The organism is Streptomyces sp. NPDC050842, from assembly GCF_044456565.1.
GTDB lineage: Bacteria > Actinomycetota > Actinomycetes > Streptomycetales > Streptomycetaceae > Streptomyces.
The window spans coordinates 316,492-337,218 of sequence record NZ_JBITGA010000002.1; the positions used below are offsets into that span (position 1 = coordinate 316,492).

At 71.0% G+C, this 20,727-nt stretch carries 13 protein-coding genes, 1 pseudogene and 1 riboswitch; of the genes and pseudogenes, 8 read left to right on the forward strand and 6 right to left on the reverse strand.

The features are described 5' to 3' along the window. Nucleotides 1-144: 144 nt before the first annotated feature. On the forward strand, nucleotides 145-3,111 hold the full coding sequence (locus ACIBG6_RS06760) for a DEAD/DEAH box helicase (protein WP_399221485.1): 2,967 nt from the start codon (nucleotides 145-147) through the stop codon (nucleotides 3,109-3,111). Next, nucleotides 3,108-4,511 (forward strand): SWF or SNF family helicase, encoded by a 1,404-nt coding sequence (locus ACIBG6_RS06765; protein ID WP_399221487.1) that lies wholly within the window; start codon nucleotides 3,108-3,110, stop codon nucleotides 4,509-4,511. The genes ACIBG6_RS06760 and ACIBG6_RS06765 overlap by 4 nt, the downstream gene beginning before the upstream one ends. Here the strand turns inward: ACIBG6_RS06765 and ACIBG6_RS06770 are convergent. Both ACIBG6_RS06770 and ACIBG6_RS06775 read right to left on the reverse strand, forming a co-directional pair. Further along, nucleotides 4,492-5,325 (reverse strand): hypothetical protein, encoded by an 834-nt coding sequence (locus ACIBG6_RS06770; RefSeq protein ID WP_399221488.1) that lies wholly within the window; start codon nucleotides 5,323-5,325, stop codon nucleotides 4,492-4,494. The genes ACIBG6_RS06765 and ACIBG6_RS06770 overlap by 20 nt on opposite strands. A gap of 349 nt (nucleotides 5,326-5,674) precedes the next feature. Next, nucleotides 5,675-6,529 (reverse strand): bifunctional 5,10-methylenetetrahydrofolate dehydrogenase/5,10-methenyltetrahydrofolate cyclohydrolase, encoded by an 855-nt coding sequence (locus ACIBG6_RS06775; RefSeq protein WP_399221490.1) that lies wholly within the window; start codon nucleotides 6,527-6,529, stop codon nucleotides 5,675-5,677. A gap of 28 nt (nucleotides 6,530-6,557) precedes the next feature. After that, nucleotides 6,558-6,665: riboswitch (ZMP/ZTP riboswitch) on the reverse strand. Between the two features lie 156 nt (nucleotides 6,666-6,821). On the opposite strand from ACIBG6_RS06775, the gene ACIBG6_RS06780 reads away from it, so the two are divergent. Then, entirely contained in the window at nucleotides 6,822-8,114 is a 1,293-nt protein-coding gene (locus tag ACIBG6_RS06780) for a GAF domain-containing protein (RefSeq protein WP_399221949.1), read from the forward strand. A gap of 43 nt (nucleotides 8,115-8,157) precedes the next feature. Further along, entirely contained in the window at nucleotides 8,158-9,681 is a 1,524-nt protein-coding gene (locus ACIBG6_RS06785) for an aldehyde dehydrogenase family protein (RefSeq protein WP_399221492.1), read from the forward strand. Between the two features lie 280 nt (nucleotides 9,682-9,961). Here the strand turns inward: ACIBG6_RS06785 and ACIBG6_RS06790 are convergent, their stop codons facing one another. Both ACIBG6_RS06790 and ACIBG6_RS06795 read right to left on the reverse strand, forming a co-directional pair. After that, nucleotides 9,962-12,883, reverse strand: a complete 2,922-nt coding sequence (locus tag ACIBG6_RS06790; protein WP_399221493.1) for an AAA family ATPase — start codon at nucleotides 12,881-12,883, stop codon at nucleotides 9,962-9,964. A gap of 103 nt (nucleotides 12,884-12,986) precedes the next feature. Next, a complete protein-coding gene (locus ACIBG6_RS06795) occupies nucleotides 12,987-13,403 on the reverse strand; it encodes a hypothetical protein (RefSeq protein WP_399221494.1) in 417 nt (138 codons plus the stop codon). A gap of 439 nt (nucleotides 13,404-13,842) precedes the next feature. Between ACIBG6_RS06795 and ACIBG6_RS06800 the strand changes: the two genes are divergently transcribed. Together ACIBG6_RS06800 and ACIBG6_RS06805 are read left to right on the forward strand one after the other, a co-directional pair. Further along, entirely contained in the window at nucleotides 13,843-14,547 is a 705-nt protein-coding gene (locus tag ACIBG6_RS06800) for a hypothetical protein (RefSeq protein ID WP_399221495.1), read from the forward strand. 556 nt (nucleotides 14,548-15,103) lie between these two features. Then, nucleotides 15,104-15,283: pseudogene (locus ACIBG6_RS06805) on the forward strand (metallophosphoesterase); the annotation flags it as partial. A 1,234-nt stretch (nucleotides 15,284-16,517) separates the two neighbouring features. On the opposite strand, the gene ACIBG6_RS06810 reads toward ACIBG6_RS06805, so the two are convergent. Both ACIBG6_RS06810 and ACIBG6_RS06815 read right to left on the reverse strand, forming a co-directional pair. Continuing rightward, nucleotides 16,518-17,183 carry a response regulator transcription factor gene (locus ACIBG6_RS06810; protein WP_329619369.1) on the reverse strand — a complete coding sequence of 222 codons (666 nt, stop codon included), beginning with the start codon at nucleotides 17,181-17,183 and terminating at the stop codon, nucleotides 16,518-16,520. A 36-nt stretch (nucleotides 17,184-17,219) separates the two neighbouring features. Then, a complete protein-coding gene (locus ACIBG6_RS06815) occupies nucleotides 17,220-18,392 on the reverse strand; it encodes a sensor histidine kinase (protein WP_399221496.1) in 1,173 nt (390 codons plus the stop codon). A 162-nt stretch (nucleotides 18,393-18,554) separates the two neighbouring features. Between ACIBG6_RS06815 and ACIBG6_RS06820 the strand changes: the two genes are divergently transcribed. After that, a complete protein-coding gene (locus tag ACIBG6_RS06820; RefSeq protein ID WP_399221497.1) occupies nucleotides 18,555-19,280 on the forward strand; it encodes an ABC transporter ATP-binding protein in 726 nt (241 codons plus the stop codon). Further along, nucleotides 19,280-20,617, forward strand: coding sequence for an FtsX-like permease family protein (locus tag ACIBG6_RS06825; RefSeq protein WP_399221498.1), 1,338 nt, complete (start codon nucleotides 19,280-19,282; stop codon nucleotides 20,615-20,617). The genes ACIBG6_RS06820 and ACIBG6_RS06825 overlap by 1 nt, the downstream gene beginning before the upstream one ends. Nucleotides 20,618-20,727: the final 110 nt, after the last annotated feature.

The following is a 20,727-nucleotide window of genomic DNA, read 5'->3' on the forward strand; positions in this document are numbered from 1 at the left end:
GGGGTGCGGGGGTGGGGTGAACCCCACCCCACGAGAAGCGATCTCGACTGTGGCGCGGGTCACGTGGGCTTCGTGCGCGTCGAATCGATCACCTGAGGTATCCTCGGCCGCTCGGTCTCCAGGTAGTCAAATTTGAGGAATGCGTTGTCGCTGTCGTACGGACCCGATGATTCCGCCCGCGAACTCACCCTCCACTCCGCCGTCTTTCTCCCCGCCGACCCGCCCCGCGCGGGACGCGTCGCCTTCTGCTCTCCGGAGGGGGACGCCCTGCCGGACGGCGTTCCCGCGAACACCGAGCTCACGATCGTCGACGGCGAAAGCCTCAAGGCCGTGACCGTCCCCGCGCATGCCGTCCCCGTACGGGACGCCCTTCCGCTGCTCGCCCGTGCCCGGTTCACGGACTCCGCCTCGCCCGCCGCCGCGTTCTGGGGCGCCGCGTCCCTCCTCGCACTGGACCTCGTCGCACGCGGACTGTTGCTACCCGGTCTCACTCCCGGCGACCACGATGCTTGGCGGGCCGGGCCGCTCGGCCCGGAGGAGCTGGCGCGGCTGCGCACCCTCGCCGCCTCGATGCCGCCGAGCGCCCACGCCGTACCCCTCTCCCCCGACGAGCCTCTGCTCCTGCCCGAACCCGAGGCGCTGCTCCGCGCGTTCGCCGACGCGGTCGCGGACACGCTCCCGCGGACCCCGGCGGCGTCCCTCGCGGCCGGCGGCGCCGCCTTCGCGGCCGAAGCGCCGCAGTCGATCCCCGAACAGCGAGCCTGGGCCGCCGACGTGGCGGCGGGTCACGACGCGGGCGTCCGGCTGTCGCTCCGCCTCGAACTCCCCGGCTTCACCGCCGAGGCCGACGAGGCGCCCGCTTTCCGCGCGGTCCTCCAGCTGCACGGCGTCGCCGACCCGACGCTGGTCGCGGACGCGGCGGAGGTGTGGGCGGGTTCCGGCACGACGGCCGGCGCGTTCGGCCCCCGGGCGCGGATGGACGCGCTCCTCGCGCTCCGGCGCGCCTCCCGCGCCTGGCCGCCCCTGACCCCGCTCCTCACGGCGGCCGTACCCGACACCGTCGAACTCGCCGACGAGGAGGTCGCGGAGCTCTTGGGCCCGGCTGCCCGGGCCCTCGCGGCGACCGGCGTCCAGGTCCACTGGCCGCGTGAACTCGCCGACCGGCTCACCGCCCGCGCGGTGATCGGCCCTTCGGCCGCGGAGGACGAACAGAGCGGCGCGCGGTACGGAGTCAACGACGCTCCGCACGCAGGCCGCGCCACGCCCGACGACAGCCTCGCCGCGCCGGACGAAGGCCGCGGCACGCCGGACGAGGCGGGCGACCCGTCCCGCGCCTCGCTCCCGTCCTTCCTCTCCGCCGACGCCCTGCTCGCCTTCAACTGGCGCTTCGCCGTGGGCGGGCACGAGCTGACCCGGGGCGAGCTCGACCGGCTCGCCGAGGCGGGGCGGCCCCTCGTCCGCCTGCGGGACCGCTGGGTCCTCGTCGACCCGGCCGAGGTGCTCCGGGCCCGAGCTCAGCAGGACCGCAAGTTCACTCCGGTGGAGGCCCTTTCGGCCGTCCTCACCGGCACGACCGTGGTGGACGGCCGCCCCGTCGAGGTGGCGGCGTCCGGCTGGCTGGAGCGGTTGCGGGAGCGGCTCGCCGACCCCGAGGGCGGCCGCCCGGAGATCGCGCAGCCCGCCGCGCTCGCCGCGACCCTGCGCGACTACCAGGTGCGCGGGCTCGACTGGCTCCACCGGATGACCTCACTCGGCCTCGGTGGCTGCCTCGCCGACGACATGGGCCTCGGCAAGACGATCACCGTCATCGCGCTCCATCTGCACCGGCAGACCGACTCGGCCTCCGCAGGACCCACGCTGGTCGTCTGCCCGACCTCGCTCATGGGCAACTGGCAGCGGGAGATCGAGAAGTTCGCTCCCGGGACGCCGGTCCGCCGCTTCCACGGCGCCGCGCGCGACCTGGAGGGCGTCGCCGACGACGGCTTCGTCCTCACCACGTACGGCACGATGCGGCTCGACACTGAGCGGCTCGCCGCGCGCAGCTGGGGACTCCTCGTCGCGGACGAGGCGCAGCACGTCAAGAACCCGTACTCGGCGACCGCGCGTGCGCTGCGGACGATCGGGGCACGCGCGCGCGTGGCGCTGTCCGGCACCCCGGTGGAGAACAACCTCTCCGAGCTGTGGGCGATCCTCGACTGGACGACCCCTGGCCTGCTCGGCAGCCTCGGGGCCTTCCGTACGCGCTTCGCCGCCGCCGTCGAGGGCGGCGGGGACCCGGCCGCCGCCGAGCGGCTCGGCGCGCTGGTCCGCCCGTTCCTGCTGCGCCGCCGGAAGTCGGACCCGGGCATCGCGCCCGAACTGCCGCCGAAGACGGAGACCGACCGGACCGTCTCCCTGACACCCGAACAGGCCGGTCTGTACGAGGCGGTGGTGCGCGAGACCCTGGAGTCGATCGCCGTCGCCGAGGGCATGGCGCGCCGCGGGCTCGTCGTGAAGCTCCTGACCGGGCTCAAGCAGATCTGCAACCATCCCGCCCAGTACCTCAAGGAGGACCGGCCGAGGATCGAGGGCCGCTCGGGCAAGCTGGAGCTGCTCGACGAACTCCTCGACACGATCCTCGCCGAGGGCGCGAGCACCCTGGTCTTCACCCAGTACGTGGGGATGGCCCGGCTCCTGGAGACGCATCTCGCGGCGCGGGGCGTGCGGACGCAGTTCCTGCACGGCGGCACGCCCGTCGCCGAGCGCGAGGCGATGGTGGCACGGTTCCAGGACGGGGACGTCCCCGTCTTCCTCCTCTCGCTGAAGGCCGCCGGGACCGGGCTCAACCTCACCCGGGCCGAGCACGTCGTGCACTACGACCGCTGGTGGAACCCGGCCGTGGAGGCCCAGGCCACCGACCGCGCGTACCGGATCGGGCAGGACCGCCCGGTACAGGTGCACCGGCTGATCGCCGAAGGCACGATCGAGGACCGGATCGCCGCCATGCTCGACCGCAAACGGGAACTGGCGGACGCCGTTCTCGGGACGGGCGGGGACACGCCGCCGGAACTGACCGAACTGACCGACGCGGAACTGGCGGAGCTCGTACGACTGCGAGGGGACGGACGATGAGCGGGTACGGACACGGGGTCGGCCCCAGGCAGGGGCAGGGACACGGGGGCGACGAGCGGACGTTCGAGGCGCTGCCGCCCGCGAAGGGCGCGGCGTTCGCCCGGACCTGGTGGGGCCTGGCGTGGCTCAAGGCGCTGGAGGACACGGCGCTCGACGGCCAACAACTCAAGGCCGGGCGCCGGCACGCGCGCGCGGGGGCGGTCGGAGCCGTGTCGGTGCGCCCCGGCCGGATCACGGCGATCGTCAAGGACCGCGACGGCACGGCGCACCGCAGCGACGTGCTGGTGCGGGAGTTCTCCGAGGAGGAGTGGGAGCGGCTGCTCGATCTGGCCGTGGACAGCGCGGGGCACATCGCGGCGCTCCTCGACCGTGAGATGCCTCCGCACTTGGTGGAGGACGCGGCGGTCACGGGGCTCGACCTGCTCCCGGGGATCGGCGATCTCGAGCCGGAGTGCGGGTGCGAGGCGTGGGACCACTGCCCGCACACGTCGGCGCTCTGCTACCAGGTGGCGCGGCTGCTCGACGAGGACCCGTTCGTCCTGCTGCTGATGCGGGGGCGCGGGGAGCGGACCCTCCTCGACCAGCTCCAGGCGCGCAGCGCACGACGGGCCGCGGCGCCCTCGGAGCGCGACGGGCAGGACGGGGCCGGGGACGGGCCCGCGGTGGAGGGAGCCGGGGGCATGCCGGGCGTGTCGGCGGCCGAGGCGTACGCGGCCCGGGACATCCTGCCGCCGCTGCCCGCCCCGCCCGGGGCCCTCTCGGGGCCGGGCGAACCGCTCTCCCTCGACACGGAGACGGATCCGGAGCCGGGGGTCGATCCCGCGGCACTGGAGTTCCTCGCGACGGACGCGGCGGCTCGCGCGCACCGGATGCTCGTCGCGGCCCTCGGGGGCAGCGGCGGGCCCGAGCTCGTGGAGCCGCCGCTGACGGCCTCTCAGGACGCGGTGCGTCTCGCCGCGGGCTCGTCCGCCGCCTGGATCACGGCGCGGCTCGCCGACGGTTCGGGCAGGTCGCGGGCGGATCTGGACGCGGCCACGCGCGCGTGGCGCTTCGGCGGCGCCGCCGCCCTGGCCGTACTGGAGGAGGAGTGGACGCCCGACGCCGACACCCTCGCCCGGGCGGCGGCGCGGCTCGCGGAGGCCTGGGAGGGCGACGAGCGGCCGGTGCTGCGGCGGACGGCCGGCGCGCGCTGGACGGTGGTGGGCGCGGAGGCACAGTTGCGGCTCGGAGCGGACGGCCGCTGGTGGCCGTACCGCAAGGCCGGTGGCCGCTGGTCCCCCGCGGGCCCGGCGGACCGCGATCCGGCGTCGGCCCTGGCCACGGCTGCGGCCACGGCCGCTCTCGCGTCCGACGCCACGGGAGCGGGAGGCGCCGCCGGCGCTACCGGAGGAGGCCGGTGATCTTCCCGCCGGTGGCGGACGGGGCGGCCAGGCTGCAGGCGACGGCGTCGGAGCCGAGGAGGTAGCTGGTGCGGTAGGGGTACTGGACGAAGGTGGTCCAGCGCGTGCCGAGCGGCTGTAGAGCGGCCTTGGCGCGGAGGGGTGCGCGGCAGAGTTCCGTGGCTGCCTCGCGTACCTTCTGGTCGTCGGCGTAGGTGCCGGTCAGGCGTGGCCGGGCGACGAGCTCGGCGTCGTGCGGCGTGTCGCAGTCGCGGCGGACGGCGGTGCCCGGCGTGGCGCGGTCGATGTCGAAGCAGTCGCCGACGCGCAGCGCCTCGAAGGAGACGGGCCTGGCGGGAGGACGTGTCGCCGTCGGGGCCGTGGAAGGGGCCGGCCGGGTCGTCGCGGGAGCGGTGCTGGCGGTACGGGAGGGCTGCGGGGCGGCACTCTTCCCGGGCGGGGCGAGCCGCTCCTCGGGCGCCGCGTGCGTCGGCGTGTCGGCCACGGGGCCGCCCGTGGCGGGCACGCCGGTGGTGGACGCGCCCGGCGCTCCTGCCGTGGGTTCGCCGGACGACGGCGCGCCAGCCGTCGGGACAGACGTCGGGCCGCCGTCCTCCGCAGTGACGACCGGGGACGGTACGGCCACCGGGCCGCCGCCCGGTCGCCCGTCGGCTCCCGGCCCTTCGAAGTCCTCTCCGCCGCCGACGGCCACGAACCCGCCCACGACCAGGGCTGCCAGGACCAGCGGTACGAGCGGCACGCCGAACCAGCGGGCGCGCCGCGCGGCCGGCCCCGGCCGGGGTGCCCCGAGGCGTACGACACGCGGCCACCCCACAGCGGCGAGCCGCTCGGCGGAGTGAGCCTCGGTGGACTGTGACTCGGCGGAACGGAGTTCAGCGGAACGGGGCTCGGCGGAACCAGGCTCGGCGGAACGGGGCTCGGTGGGACGGGGCTCGGCTGAGGGGGACTCAGCCGGTCGGCGGTCCGGCGGCGGAGTGGCGGTCGGCTGGTGCGGCACAGACACCAGGGTTGCTTGTCGGCCTCCATGAGGCGAGTGATCCGGGGCCGTTGAGCACGGCCTGTACAGAATCGTGACCATCGCCGACCACGCCTTGTCCGACCATGGCCGGAACGCACCTCTCCTCCCCCGGTCACCGTCCCGCCGACGCCCCGTCATGAGTGCCCTACAGACCGAGCTGGCGCTCCGCGCCCTCGACCGTCTGCGCGAGCAGCACGGCGATGGTCATGGGACCGACGCCACCGGGGACCGGAGTGATGAGGGAGGCGCGCTCGGCGGCGGACGCGAAGTCGACGTCGCCGATGTTGCCCGGGTTGTAGCCGGCGTCGACGACGACGGCGCCGGGCTTGATGTCCTCGCCCTTGATGAAGTTCGGCTTGCCGACGGCCGCCACCAGGATGTCGGCCTCCCGTATGACGGAGGAGAGGTCCTTGGTGCGGGAGTGGCAGTAGGTGACGGTGGCGTCGCGGCCGAGGAGGAGGAGACCGGCCGGCTTGCCGAGGATCGCGCTGCGCCCGACGACCACGGCCCGCTTGCCGCTCGGGTCGACGTCGTACGCGTCGAGGAGGCGCATGATGCCGCCGGGCGTGCAGGAGACGAAGCCGGGGAGTCCGAAGCCCATGGCGGCGAAGGAGGCCATGGTGACGCCGTCGACGTCCTTCTCCGGGGCGATGGCCTCGAAGGCGGCGCGCTCGTCGATGTGCGGGCCGACCGGGTGCTGGAACAGGATGCCGTGGACCTCGGGGTCCTCGGACAGCGCGGTGATCGCGGCGACGAGCTCCTCGGTCGTCGTGGTGGCGGGCAGCTCGACGTGCTTGGAGCGGATTCCGGCCTTCGCGCAGCGGTTCTGCTTCATCTTCACGTACGTCACGGAGGCGGGGTCGGCGCCGACCAGGACGGTGGCGAGGCACGGCGTGACACCGGTGCGGCGGGTGACCTCGGCGGCGCGCGCGGCGGTCTCCTCGACCGTACGGCGGGCGAGGGCGGTGCCGTCCATGAGGGTGGCGGTGCTGGTGGACATGGCAACTCCTGGGCGTCGTGTCTGACCGGTGGTTCGCCCAGGCGCACGGCATCGGCACGGTCGCACCGCTCGGTGCGCTCCGCCCGGGCCGCTCCCCGGTGGTGATCCACCTCAAGCGCCAGTCACGGCCCGGGCCCACTCTACGTGCTCCGCGCCAGGAGCCGGGGGCCGGTCCCGGACAGGGCGCATATGCCGCGGTGCCGGAGCGCTTGTCGGCGGCCCGCGCGCGCACGACGATGAGCCGGACGTGCAGGGCGACCTCGACGGGGAGGCCGAGTTGAGCGATGCGTGGATGGGCGGGTCAGGAGGTCCCGGTACCGGGGCGAGGGGTCCGGACGACGGGGCCGACGGTCCGAGCGACGGGACGACGGGCGCAGCTGACAGGCCGACCGGTCCGGCGGTGCGGCCGCTGGTGGCCGCCTCGTGGCGGCGTTCCGTGCGGGCCAGGGTGTGCCAGGAAGGAGCCGCGCGGATCGAACTGGACGAGGACGCGTTGGCGGGGCACCGGGACGGCCATCCCCTCTCGGCGGCGATGCCGGTGATCCGGGAGTTGATGGGGACGTACGCGACGGACGGGGAGCATCTGCTGGCCGTCTGCGACGCGGCAGGGCGGATGCTCTGGGTGGAAGGCCATCCGGGCACGCTGCGCAAGGCCCGGGCGATGAACTTCGTGGCCGGGGCCCGCTGGTCGGAGTCGGCGGCCGGGACGAACGCGCCCGGGACCGCGATCGCCGTCGACCGGCCGGTACAGGTCGTCACCGACGAGCACTTCCGGCGGCGTGTGCGGGCCTGGACGTGCGCCGCCGCTCCCGTGCACGATCCGCTGTCCGGCCGGGTGATCGGCGCGGTGGACATCACGGGTGGGGAGCGCCTCGCGCACCCGCACAGCCTCGGATTCGTGCAGGCGGTGGCGCGGGCGGCCGAGTCCCAGCTCGCCCTGCTCGGTCCGCCGGCCCGGCCGGGCGGGTTCAGGCTCTGCGCGCTGGGCCGCGACGAAGCGGTGCTTACAGCGAACGGGCGGCGCGTACGCCTGTCCCGCCGGCACAGCGAGATCCTGGTGGTCCTGGCACACCGCCCGGAAGGGGTGGGCGGCGACGAGCTCCTGACGCTGCTGTACGAGGACGAGTCGGTCACCCCGGTGACGCTGCGGGCGGAGCTGTCCCGGCTCCGCACTCTCCTCGGGCCCGACGTGCTGCGCTCGCGCCCGTACCGGCTGGCGGGAGCCGTCGACGCGGACTTCGCGACGGTCGACCGGCGGCTCGCCTCCGGTGCCGTCTCGGCTGCGGCCGGCGAGTACGCGGGCCCGCTCCTTCCGGCCTCGCTCGCCCCGGGGGTGGTCCGGCTGCGCGAGCGGCTCGCGGACCGGCTCCGGGCCGCGCTGGTGGACCGGGGCGACCCCGGACTCCTCGCGGACTGGGCGTACAGCACATGGGGCGAGGACGACGTGGTGGCCTGGCGGGCCCTGTGCGCGGCGGTACCGGCGCCGCAACTCCCGCCCGTAAGGGCGAGGCTCGACTCCCTTGAAGCGGAACTGACTGCCACTGCAACGGGGTTGCAACGTACAGCCGCGCAGACTCGGCGATGAGTGCCGGCCAGGGACGGCCGGCGCGCCGAGGGAGGCCATGCCGATGACCCGTTACGCCGCACCCGGCACCGAGGGCGCGATCATGTCGTACGCGGACCGCTACGACCACTGGATCGGCGGCGAGTACGTCGCCCCGGCGCGCGGCCGCTACTTCGAGAACCCGAGCCCGGTCGACGGCCGCGCCTTCACCGAGGTCGCCCGCGGCACGGCCGAGGACGTGGAACGCGCCCTCGACGCGGCGCACGCGGCGGCTCCGGCGTGGGGCAGGACGGCCCCGGCCGAGCGCGCGACGGTCCTGCTGCGGATCGCGGACCGCATGGAGAGCAACCTGGAGGCGCTCGCGGTCGCGGAAAGCTGGGACAACGGCAAGCCCGTCCGGGAGACCCTCGCCGCCGACATCCCGCTCGCCATCGACCACTTCCGCTACTTCGCGGGGGTGTTGCGGGCCCAGGAGGGTTCGCTGAGCGAGATCGACGACGACACCGTCGCGTACCACTTCCACGAACCGCTGGGCGTCGTCGCACAGATCATCCCGTGGAACTTCCCTATCCTGATGGCGGTCTGGAAGCTGGCGCCCGCGCTGGCCGCCGGCAACGCGGTGATCCTCAAGCCCGCCGAACAGACCCCGGCCTCCGTGCACTTCTGGCTGAGCCTGGTCGCGGACCTGCTGCCGCCCGGCGTCCTGAACATCGTCAACGGCTTCGGCGAGGAGGCCGGCAAACCGCTCGCGTCCTCGCCGCGGGTGGCGAAGATCGCCTTCACCGGCGAGACGGCGACGGGCCGCCTGATCATGGGGTACGCCTCAGCGAACCTCAAGCCGGTCACCCTCGAACTCGGCGGCAAGTCCCCGAACATCTTCTTCGACGACGTGTGGGCGGCGGACGACGACTTCCGCGACAAGGCCCTCGAAGGCTTCACGATGTTCGCCCTGAACCAGGGGGAGGTCTGCACCTGCCCGTCACGCGCCCTCGTCCAGCGCGGCCACTACAGCGACTTCCTGGAAGCGGCGATCGCCCGTACGGAGCGGATCGTCCCCGGCCACCCCTTGGACACGTCGACGATGATCGGCGCCCAGGCCTCAGCCGAGCAGCTCCGGAAGATCCTCTCGTACCTGGAGATCGGCCAGCAGGAGGGCGCGAAGATCCTGACGGGCGGCCAGCTCATCACGTACGACGGGGACTTGGCGGGCGGCTATTACGTCCAGCCCACGATCTTCGAGGGCGACAACCGCATGCGGATCTTCCAGGAGGAGATCTTCGGCCCGGTGGTGGCGGTGACGTCCTTCACCGACTTCGACGACGCGATCCGCACGGCCAACGACACGCTCTACGGCCTCGGCGCGGGCGTCTGGACCCGCGACACGAACACGGCCTACCGCGCGGGCCGCGCGATCCAGGCAGGCCGAGTCTGGACGAACTGCTACCACGCGTACCCGGCCCACGCTGCATTTGGAGGAACGAAGCAGTCGGGCATCGGCCGCGAGAACCACAAGATGATGCTGGATCACTACCAGTGGACGAAGAACTTACTAGTCAGCTATTCCCCCAAAAAGCTCGGCTTCTTCTAAGAAGTTGAGCACGGTGCCTGACCTGCGCAAACGGCCGGTCAGGCACCGTTGCCCTGGTCTCGAAACGGCTACCGAAGTCGGGTGATTGCAGAGTTCACTTGACTCCGATATCTCACTTCATAGAGAAGATCCGGGCCATGCACGGGCCAGCGCGGTCGCCGTTCCACCGTGCATACCAGCAGACGCAGAGTCCTTTCCAAGCTGATGGTGGCGGCCGGTCGTTGTGGGGATGGCTGCACGAAACGACAAAGCTGCTGATAGACGATTCTCGATCAAGATGTCAGGAACGGGCCATGAGGGCGGCGAGACCCGCACGTGTGGCGACGTCGGTCTTACGGAACACCCGGGAGAGGTGGGTCTCGACGGTACGCGGACTGAGGTAGAGCCTGGTGGCGACCGCCTGGTTGGTGAGGCCCTCGGCCACCAGTTCGGCGATCTCCCGCTCGCGTGCCGTCAGGGAGGCCAGCCACGGCGGGGCGGTGGAGGACGTGCGGGGTACGGACGGCCGCGTCATCTCCGCCAGGCCGACCAGCAGGCCCGCGCCTCCACGGGTGGCGAGCCGGTGCCCCTGCTTCCACATGGCCGCGCCACGCGCTCCGAACCCGGCGGCCGTCATGGCCGGGGCCGCGAGCAGCAGTGACCGCGCCTCCCAGAACACCGCGCCAGACCGTGCGCATTCCGCCGCTGCCTCGGAGAGCAGCGTTGCCGCCCTGCCGGCGTCGCCGTGGTGCAGTGCGAGTTGTGCCGCGCTCCGCATCGCGGAGGCGCGTTGCACGGGCAGGCCGAGCTGCTCCGCTTCCGTGCGGGCCCGCTCGGACCATGCGGACGCGGACGGGACGTCCCCTGTGAAGAGGGCCGCCGTGACGAGAAGTTCCGACAGGAGCGGGCGCATCGAGGGTTGCAGGCCACGCAGGTCGTCTCCCCCGGCCCGGAGGAGGGCGTCCCGGGCGCGGTGCGGGTCGCCGCCGGTGAGCGCCGCGTAGCCGAGCATGCACCAGGCCATGGAGGCCCGCCAGTTGTCGCTCGGTCCCATGGTCGCAACGGCCTCCTCCGCGGCCGCCAGTGCCTCCGGATCGCCGGGCGCGGACGCCGCGACGCGCACCTGGGCCTTGTTGGCCAGGACGAAGGCGAGCAGTTCACCGCTGCCGATTCCGCGGGCGATGTCCTCGGCCTCGTCCGCCAGTTCCCAGGCCGACTGCAGTCGGCAGGTCTGGATCGCTACGTGTGCCTTGCACAGCAGCAGGAGCGGCAGGAGGTAGATCTGCCCGCTGCGCCGGGCGATGCCGAGGCCGCGGTCGGCGTGGCGTTCCGCATCGATGAAGCGGCCCAGGAAGGCCTCCGCCCATCCCAGTCTGCCCAGTGGTTCGCACAGTGCCGTGAGGTCGTCGTCGGGCAGACCGTCCAGCAGGCAGGCTGCCTGCGCCGCGTACGCGCTCGCCGCAGCCACGTCGCCCTCGTAGGCCTCGCCGAACGCGGCGACCGCCAGTGCCCCCGCCTCGCCGAGTTCGTTGCCGAGGACGCGCGCGTCCGCGAGGGTCCGTGCGACTTCGCCCCGCATCTGCGGATAGGAGGCGTTGTGCGGTGCGGACGAGCAAAGTTCGAGGCCGATCGACACCCGGTCGGACGGCGACAGCTCCGGCTGGCGCAACTCGCGGCGCAGCAGCGCGATCGCCTCGGGATATCTTCCGAGGTGCCGTTCCGTCAAGGCGCACAGCACGACGGCCGACGTCCTGACGCCGGTCTCGTCGGGACCGGCCGTGCTGATCACATTGTGCAACAGGTCGCGGCTCTCCCGCAGCCCGCCGGAGACCCCGAGTGCTCGTGCGCGCCGCAGCAACAGATCGCGTCGCTCGACGGCGTATTCGGCCGTGTCGGGCAGCAGTCCGAGTGCGGCCTGGAGCCAGTGTGCGCAGCTCGTCGGAGCCGTGGACGCGGTCTGCTCAGCCGCCTGCCTCAGTACGGCGTACGCCTGCGGATCCCATGTGGTCACCGACCGTTCGATGTGCCGGGCCTGCTCGACGGCCGATGCGCCGGTGCGGGCCAGCTCTGCGGCGGCGACGTGATGGATCTCGACGCGCCGCCGAACCGCGGTGGACTCGTGGACCAGGGTCCGGACCACCGGGTGGCGCAGCACCATGCGGCCGCCTGGGCCCGGCCGCACGAGGTCACGTCGCGCCAGTGTGTCCAGATCATCGTCGAGCTCGGCATCAGTACGACCGGTCACCCTACGGATCACCGGGGACACGGCGTGGTCGCCGAGCACGGCGATCACCTCCAGGGTCCGGTGCTGCGACGGGGTCAGCGGGGCCAGCTCGTTCAGCAGCAGCGCTCCGAGTCCGGTGGGCAGTTCGTCGAGGCCGAACTCGGCGAAGGCCGAGGAGGACGTAGGGCGACGTGCGGCATCCTCGCGGTACGCGTGCAGGAGAGAGAGGAAGTAGAGCGGGTTGCCCTCTCCTGCCGCATGCAGTTGCGCGGCCCGGTCGCGCGGCAGATCGGGGGCGAGCCCTTCGACGCACTCTTGTTCCGAGAGCGGCGCCAGACCGATCCGGAGGACTGCTCCGGTGCCGGCTTCACGGGTGAGCGCCGCGGTGAGCGCGGTCGGCGTCTGCCGGTCGCGGCGGGCGACGACGAGGACGACCGGGCCGGGTACGGGATGCCGGACGAGATGGTCCAGGAGCTCCAGGGAAGCCGGGTCCGCCCAGTGCACGTCGTCCAGCGCCACCACCAGGCCGCCCGCCCGGCCGAGTTGTGCCATCAGCCCTGCCACCGATCGGTGGAGACCGAAGCGGTCGGCGGTGGCGGGCACCGGCCCGGGGGACGGCCCGGCGCCACGGCCGCCGAGGACACGGGAGACCGCGTCCAGCAGGTCGGGGGCATGCGGGGGACGGTGGTCCAGATCGGCGAACGCGTCGGCGAACGGATGGAACGGGAGGTGCCGCTCGTACTCCGCCGCGCGGCCGCGCAGCACCGTCATCCCCCGTCGCCGTGCGTGCAGGCAGAACTCCGCCATCAGCCGGCTCTTGCCGATCCCTGCCGCGCCGGTGATGTCGACGAAGGACGGGATCCCTCGGCCCAGCCGGTCGATCACCGTGTCGAGCAGCCGTAGTTCGGCCGTGCGGCCGACGAGGGGGCTCCCGCTGTCGTGATGTGTGGCCGCGTCTTCCGATGTTCCGACGTGTGTGATCCCTCTACCGAACTCCACGGCATTGTCTATCACGCCGAACGGAAGAACGTTCGAGAGTCGACCCACCCACTGAGTCCTACGCTTCCGCTGAGGACCCGAGGCAGTGCGGCCCTCCGTCGCCTCAGCCGAACCAGTCGACCAAGGCGATGGCTATCGAAACGATGATGCCCACCAGGACTCCGAGGACGAGTGCGGCGACCTCGGCGGCGATGAAGACCAGGACGTAGTCGCCGTTGTGGCTGAACGTGCCGTCCCGCGCACCGGCGCGGAACGACAGCGACAGGGCGAGGAACGGTCCGAGGATGAGCCCGGTGACGGTGACCCACGTACCCAGCGCGTAGCCCGACAGCTCGTGGGCTCTGCCCCTCGCCATCCGCACCTCCACGGTGCTGCCTGGCTTGTGCGACGTGGCAGCCTTGTCCAGCGTGACCTGACGTCGGGGCTCGCCCGCCGCACGCGGTGTGTACGTGCCTGTGCAGTTGGTGCCGTCCGAATACCCCTGCGCGTCGGTGGCCTCGTAGCACGAGCTGATCCTCATGACGCCGTCCACGGGGCCGAACCCCAGAACGGCTGCCATGTGGGGGCCCGGAAACAGCCAGATCAGCCACCCGGCGACCGCGAGACTGACCACCGCTCCGGTCAGGCCCACCCTCCGCTCCCATGTCCCCGCCGTTCGCGCCACACCGCCCGCCCTCCTGGAAGGCGGCCGCCACGCGGACCGCCTGTGATGTGTACGGCTCACAGAACCGACACGATTCTCCCGCCCGTCGCGGTTCCGCGAGTCCGTGGTTTCCCTGACATGCCTACGTAATTCAGAGTGCGTGCGGTCGGCCGGCCACTACGTAGCGAAGTACGTGGTTCCACCGACGCCCTCTTCAACGGATCCTGCGAGCATCGGCCCCATATCGCAGCACAGCCACGTGCCCTTCGCTGCCGGCAGTTCGGAATGCTTCCCCCGTCGAACAAGAGGTACCGCCGTGTCACACCGCGTTCTCGCTTCCACCATCCTCGGAGTGGTCCTGACGCTGTCGCTCGCCGCCTGCGGATCAACCGCGGACAAGGACCCGGCCGTCCCGGGCTCGACGGCCGCGGGCAGCGTGGCCGACGGGCGCGCCGCAGACGGAGGCGCGTCAGGGGATTGCCCCGACAAGCACGCGGCCACCGTGCAGGACGACAAATTCGGAGGGACGGCGGACATCGACCTGTGTGCGCGTCCCGAAGTGCACCGGACAGCCGTCAAGGCGGCCTGGGCCAGCGTGTACACCAGGCCCACCGTGAGCCCGCCCCTCAACATGATGCCGGTCTCCTGCACGGGCGAGTCCGAGGAGAGCTGCAAGGTGACCAAGGTCGGTGACACCGGTCTGTGCAATCAGGCGAATCCCGATTGCCACCCGCGGCGCGGCGAAGAAGTACCCGTGCTCTGTTCCGCCGTGGACAAGCTGAACTCCGACAGGCTGTACTACGGCGTGCTCCTCGACAGCAAGCGCCTGCTGGCCATGGGGACGGACAACGACCGCGGCTACACCAAGGACTTCACCGACAAGGGCGACATCGCCGTGGGTTATGTGGATGCCGGGAAGCTGGAGAAGGTACGGGCCGAACTGCCCGCCTGTGACGGCACCCTGCTCCACGGCTGGGGAGCCCGCTCCCTCGGACGGATGCAGGGTCTTCCCATCGACTGATTCCCCGTCGTGACCACCTTGCTCCGGGCCCGAGCCGATGGTGGACGCGCTGCTGGTCGAGCCCTTGGCGCCGGTCGCGAGTTCCCGGTCGGCTTCTCGCCACAACGGGACGGCTCGCGCGGCCGTCGCAGGGCCTTGGCCCGCCTGCTCACTCGGTACGGCCGGGCACCGCCCCTACAGTCGTGACCGCCTCGGAGCCACCCGAGGAACGACAGCCGCACATGGCGCTCCGGGTTGTCCCGGTGGCTGGACCTCATGGCCTCGATGCACGCGGCGCGTGCGGCGGCGGACCGATCTCGGGGATACGCCCGCCCCAGGTTCATGCCGTCGTCGCTCTGGATCGGTGGCTGCATCCATGCCTCGCTCATGTGGACGCCAGCCTCGGAACGAGCCGCCGGCACCAGGGCCGCGTAGGGCTCGGCGACCGCGGATGCCTCGATCTGTTGTACGGCATCTCCAGGTACTCCACCACTGCGGTCAGCACTGCGGTGTCTATCGACGATCCCAAGAAGGTCGAGAAGGCCGATCTCGCTGGTCCACCGACGCTCCTCGGGATTGGCCCGTTCTGCTCGGCGTCCTGCTGCGGTTCGCCCTGACCGTGGCCAGCATCGGTGACGGACAGGACCGGGCGCGCATCGTCACCTGGGCCGTCCTCGGCGTAGCCGCAGTGCTGCTCGCCTGGGGGCCGCACCGGCTCGCCAATGTCCCCCTCCCACCTGCACTTCCCCGGCCGGGACGGGCACGTCGTGTACGGCGAGGGCCGCTATGTCGGCTACCGCCACTACGACACCCTCGCCGTTCCGGTCGCGTCCCCCTTTGGCCACGGCCTGACCTACACCACCCTCGCCTACGTAGACCTGGAGACCACCGCGACCGGCGACAGACGGTGGACCGTCGAGGCCACCATCACCAACACCGGAAGCCGCCTCGCCCGCGAGGTGCTCCAGCTCTACGTCGCCTTCGACGAGCCACACCCGGCGGCCGGCGGATCGCCCCCGGCCCGTTTCACGGTGGAGATCGGCACCTCGTCCCGGGACATCCGCCTTCGGACCGCACTCCCCCGGCGACGGCAGACTCGCCGACCTGGAAGCGATGTCGCCTCCGGCATATGGCTCGACCACCCCGTCGGCAAGCCGCTCCTGCGCGAAGCGCTTACCCGCGCGGAAGTCCCGTCGCCCGAGGACCTCGCGGCGACCTACCCGACCGTCCTACGGGCCCCAGGACGTGCGGTTGGCCAGGTTCACCGGCCTCGGCGTCGACGTCACGCCCCAGGACATCGACCGCCTCGTTGCGGCCGTATGGTCACGCTGACGCATGCTTCCCGCCCCGGAGGCTGGAGCCCCAACTCGCTCTCACCGCCAGAAGCCCCGCAGGCCGACTCCGCTGAACGGCGTCGACGCGGGCTCTTGCCCGGCGGGATGCGGACCGTCGCTCGTACACTCCGTCGATCCAAGATCCGGGCCATACCCGGGCCAAGCCCCAACCAAAGATCACCAAGGCAATCATTGTGACTGGTCATCACAGGCGCGGACCATGTACCACCAGCACTCGAAAAATCTTCTCGTGTCGTACTCGCCGAAGAAGCTCGGCTTCTTCTAGCGGCACGAAAAGAGGCGCCTGACCTGGGCTTCTGCCCGTCAGGCGCCTCTCGTTTGCCTTGCCGAGAAAGGGGTCTCGTTTGCGCCGAAACTCCCCGTTCATCCCACCGGTATCCCGCTCCTGACCAGCGCTTCCGGACCAGTCACGGACCACCCCCCAGACGCCTCGCCCCGGCTGACGCGGCCCCACTCCTCCATGGACTGCTCGATCCGGTCACGGCCGACCGGGACGCTTCAACAAGATCGTGTTACGAGCTCGTAGGGAACAGGATTCTGGGGCCGACACGTGTTGAGAGCGCTCCCAAAACCTGCGGCACCGACGCAAGGCTCACGGAGCTGTGGGCGCTGCTGGACGGTGCCCGGGGCCAATCCTCAATTGTATTCGAACCAGGCCAGAATGGCCTTGACGCGCCGATTGTCCTCGTCGGGAGGCATGCCGAGCTTCACGAAAACGTTCGCCACATGCTTACTCACGGCAGCACCGGAAAGAAACAGCTCCGTCGCGATTTCTGCGTTGGAGTGCCCTTCGGCCATGTGGGCGAGCACTTCCCTTTCCCGAGCGGTGAGCCGGGCAAGCGGCCCCTGCGGCGAGTCCGCGCGGGTGACGTGGCGAACAACCTCGGGGTCGATCACGACGCCACCTGCGGAGACCGTCTCGACAGCTCGCAGGAAGTCGGCGACTCTGCCCACTTTCTCCTTGAGCAGGTATCCGACGGCTCCGTCGGCACCCGGGCCGTTCAGAAGCTCCCTCACATAGGGGCCCGTGACGTAGGCGGAGAGAACCAACACCGGCAGGTCCCGGTGACGGGAGCGCAGATCGATCGCGGCACGCAGTCCGTCGTCGGTGTTTTTGGGGGGCATGCGGACATCCGTGATCACCATGTTCGGGGCGGCTCCGGCATGCACCAGCTCGTCGACTGCGGCAACCAGTTCGTCGGCGTCCTCGCATTCGCGGATGACATCATGAGCGTGGGAGGTCAAGATTTCCCGGATGCCGGCCCTTATCAGCACGCTGTCATCTGCCAGAACAATTCTCATGACCCCCCTCCCCGGGGAACGTCCTGCTTCAATTTATCACCATGGGGGTTGGCTGGGAGCGGACGCTACAACCAGCGTCCCGCCACCCGGTGGGCTGAGAATTTCGAGATTCCCGCCGACGCTTCGCATTCGCTCGCGCAGTCCGGCGAGCCCGGAGCCCGTGTCGATTCTCGCACCGCCGACACCATCGTCGTGCACACGCACGTGTACGTCTGTCGTGGCGCATCGTAGGTCGATCCGAGCGTTTCCCACACCTGCGTGTTTCGAGATGTTCGTCAGGGCTTCGGACACCGTGAAGTATACGGCGGTCGCAGTCGGTGACGAAAGCTGGGAGTCATCGCCGGTGCTGGTCAGTTCGACCCGCAAAGGTGACCGTGCGGCCAGTTCTCGGACGGCGGCGATGAGACCGAGGTCGCTCAGTTCACGGGGATGGATGTCGCGCACCGTGTCCCTCAGCCGTTCGAGTGCGCGCTCCGCGTGAGCCTGGGCCTGCCGTGCCAGCCGCACGATTCGTTCCTGGTCGGCGGCTGCCGCCGCGGCCGTGGCTTCCAGCATCCCGAGACGCATGACGACGGCGACGAGTTCCTGTTGGGCGCCGTCGTGCAGATCGCGTTCGATGCGTTGTCGCTCGAATTCGAAGGCCGCTGTCAGCGAAGCCCGACTGGTCCGGAGCTCCTCCAGTTTCGCGAGCAGATCCGGGTCCCGGTTTCTGGAGAAGGCGCGCAGGAGAAAGTCGCGAAGAAATGATGTGCCGGTCAGTACGGTAGTGGTGACCGCGCCGAGAACGATGCCTGCGAGCATCGCCAGGAGGGTTTCCCCAACGGATTCAGGGGTGAATGGACCGACCTGCGCAGCGATACCGAAGAGCCAGAAGACGGGGGAGAACACCAACGCGGCAGCGCCGATGAATCCGAAGAAGGCCACCAGCAGTGACAGTGCGGACAGGAGTACGGCGGTCACGAAAACCGGGAGGTCGGTGCGCCACATCGACCGTGAACGCAGCCGGAGTACCACCCACTTTGCCCAGCTGTGGTCCGAGGGTTTCAGGGGCATCGTCTCGACGCCGCACCACCGGGCTCTCGAACGGTCCGTCTCCGCCACCACCGGGGCCGAGACCGGCGCGACGAGAATGGAAAGCAGCAGAATCGGAAAAGCCATTGCCGCGATGCATTCCGTCAGCACCCTCCGGGCAATACGAATCTGCGCCATGCCCGCCATTGTCGCATACTGCGGATCGCGCAAAAGGTAGACCTAGGTCTACCTTCAAGCAGTGCAGACACCCGTGTGGCTCCCGCCGCGCCCTGCTTAGCTCGATGCATGCCTATCTCAGCTGCCGCTTCCGTGCCGTGCATCCGTTTGCGCGGCCTACATATGGACTTCCCCGTCCCGGGCCGTCGACGCGAGACGACGCGCGTCCTGCACGATATCGACCTGGACGTTCCCGAAGGCCAGCTGACCGCCATCGTCGGCCCCTCCGGGTCGGGCAAGTCGACGCTCCTGCTCTGCATGGCTGGTCTGGAGCAAGCGACCGCGGGTTCCATCGAGGTCCTGGGAACGGATGTCCTGTCGCTCCCCCCTCGCAAGCAGGCCGCATTCCGCAGTGAGAACGTCGGATTCATCTTCCAGGAGTACAACCTCGTCAGCTCGCTGACGGTCGAGGACAACATCGCCCTGCCGGCGCGACTCGCCGGCCATCGGGTACCCAGGTCGAGGGTCGGCGACGCCATGTCGAGGCTCGGTATCGCCCAGCACGCGCGGCGGCGCCCCGACCGGCTCTCCGGAGGGGAACGCCAGCGCGTCGCGGTGGCCCGGGTCGTCGCGAATCAGCCGCGGATCGTCTTCGCCGACGAGCCGACCGGCGCGCTCGACCTCAAGTCGGGTCACGTCGTGCTCGATTGGCTGCAGGCACTTCCCGCGCAGGGAACCGCGGTCCTCATGGTCACACACGATCCTCATGCGGCCGCACGTGCTGACCAGGTCGTGGTGCTGGGGTCCGGGCGAGTGCACGCCGTCATTCCTGGTGGCGACTCCCACGCGGTGAGCGATGCCGTCCTCGCGGCACAGTCGGAGGACGAAGCGGGTGAGCAGGCGTCGTGATGCGACTTGTCCTGTCGGACATTCGGATGCAGGCGTCCATGTGGTTGTGGACGTTCCTGTGCGCAGTGGTCGGTGCGGCATGCGCAGCGGGCTCGGTCATCGCCATGTTCACCGCCGTCTCGGCAGCGCGGGCGGCGGGTGATGCGCGGATGGTCTCCGCGTCGATCGCACTCGGCGGCAACATCGTCTTCTTCACCGTGCTTGCCGCCGTGGGCATCGTCGCATCCACCGTCGGACTGACCTTGACGACCCAGCGACGCGATCACGCCCTGTGGGCGATCCTCGGGATCCCGCGCAATCGCATCAGATCCATTCTGCGCACGGAACTGATCGTGCTCGGCACTGCAGCCGGCGCGCTGGCAGTACCGCTGGCCCCTTTTGTCGCGAGCACCACCCTCTCACAGTGGACGACCACGGGACTCGACCTGCACGGAGCCACGGCCGGATTCCAGCTCTGGCACGTCGGGGCGAGCGTGCTGTCCGGAGTGGTTCCGTGTCTGCTCGGCGGCTGGGGAGTCACGCGCCGCGCCGCCAAGACACCGGAGATGCGCGCGTTCCGAGACCTCTCTGATCCACCGGCGCGGCCCGGCGTCACGCGCGGCGTTCTCGCCCTCTGCCTCCTCGCCGGTGTGGTCGGGATGTGGATTCCCGGGCTGGGACTCGAACTCGAAGGCGGGATCGCACAGCGGACGGCCTTCGCTTTCGCCGGCGACCTCTTTCTCATCTGCCTCTTGCTGCTGATGGGGCCGTGGGTGCTCACACCTCTGATGAGGTTCTGGACCGCACTCCTGCCCTCGCGCGGTGTCGCCTGGCACCTTGCCGTGCAATCGTGCCGCACCCGCGCGGCGAGAAGCGTCGCCACGGTGCTGCCCTTCGCCCTCTCCTTGTCGTTCGTCGGACTCTTCATGGTCATGGGGAACGTCATGCCCGGAAGCGCCGCCGGGCTGGACGATGTCCTGGTCGTGCTGGGCTGGGTCTTCGTCGTGTCCTGGGTCGGCGGCCTTGCTGTGATCGCTCTGGTCGGGCGGGAACGCACACGTGATTCCGCCATCGTGGCGGTCGCCGGTGCGCGACCGGGCGTGGTCACCCGATCAACGATCTATGAGGGAGTGATCTACGCGGGGACGGCGATCATCTTCGGTGCGATCTCCATCGCGGTGACGAGTGCCACTATCGCCGTGGGCGCCAAGATCAGCGTCGTCCGGGTTCTGGACGGCCTCCCCTGGGCGACTCTCGGCGTGCTCGCCGGCGTGACGCTTGTGACCACCTGCCTCGCTCTGGCTCTCCAAGCCGCCCGTGTGTCGCGCACGGTCGCAGCCCGGGCTCTGCGCTCGTGAAGCAGGGCGACGTCCGTACCTGTCGCCGCGACAGCAGAATCCCCGGCCCGGTATTCAGGTTGCCTGCTGACGCCACGGAACGAACTCGCCACCGATGCGATCGCGCCCTT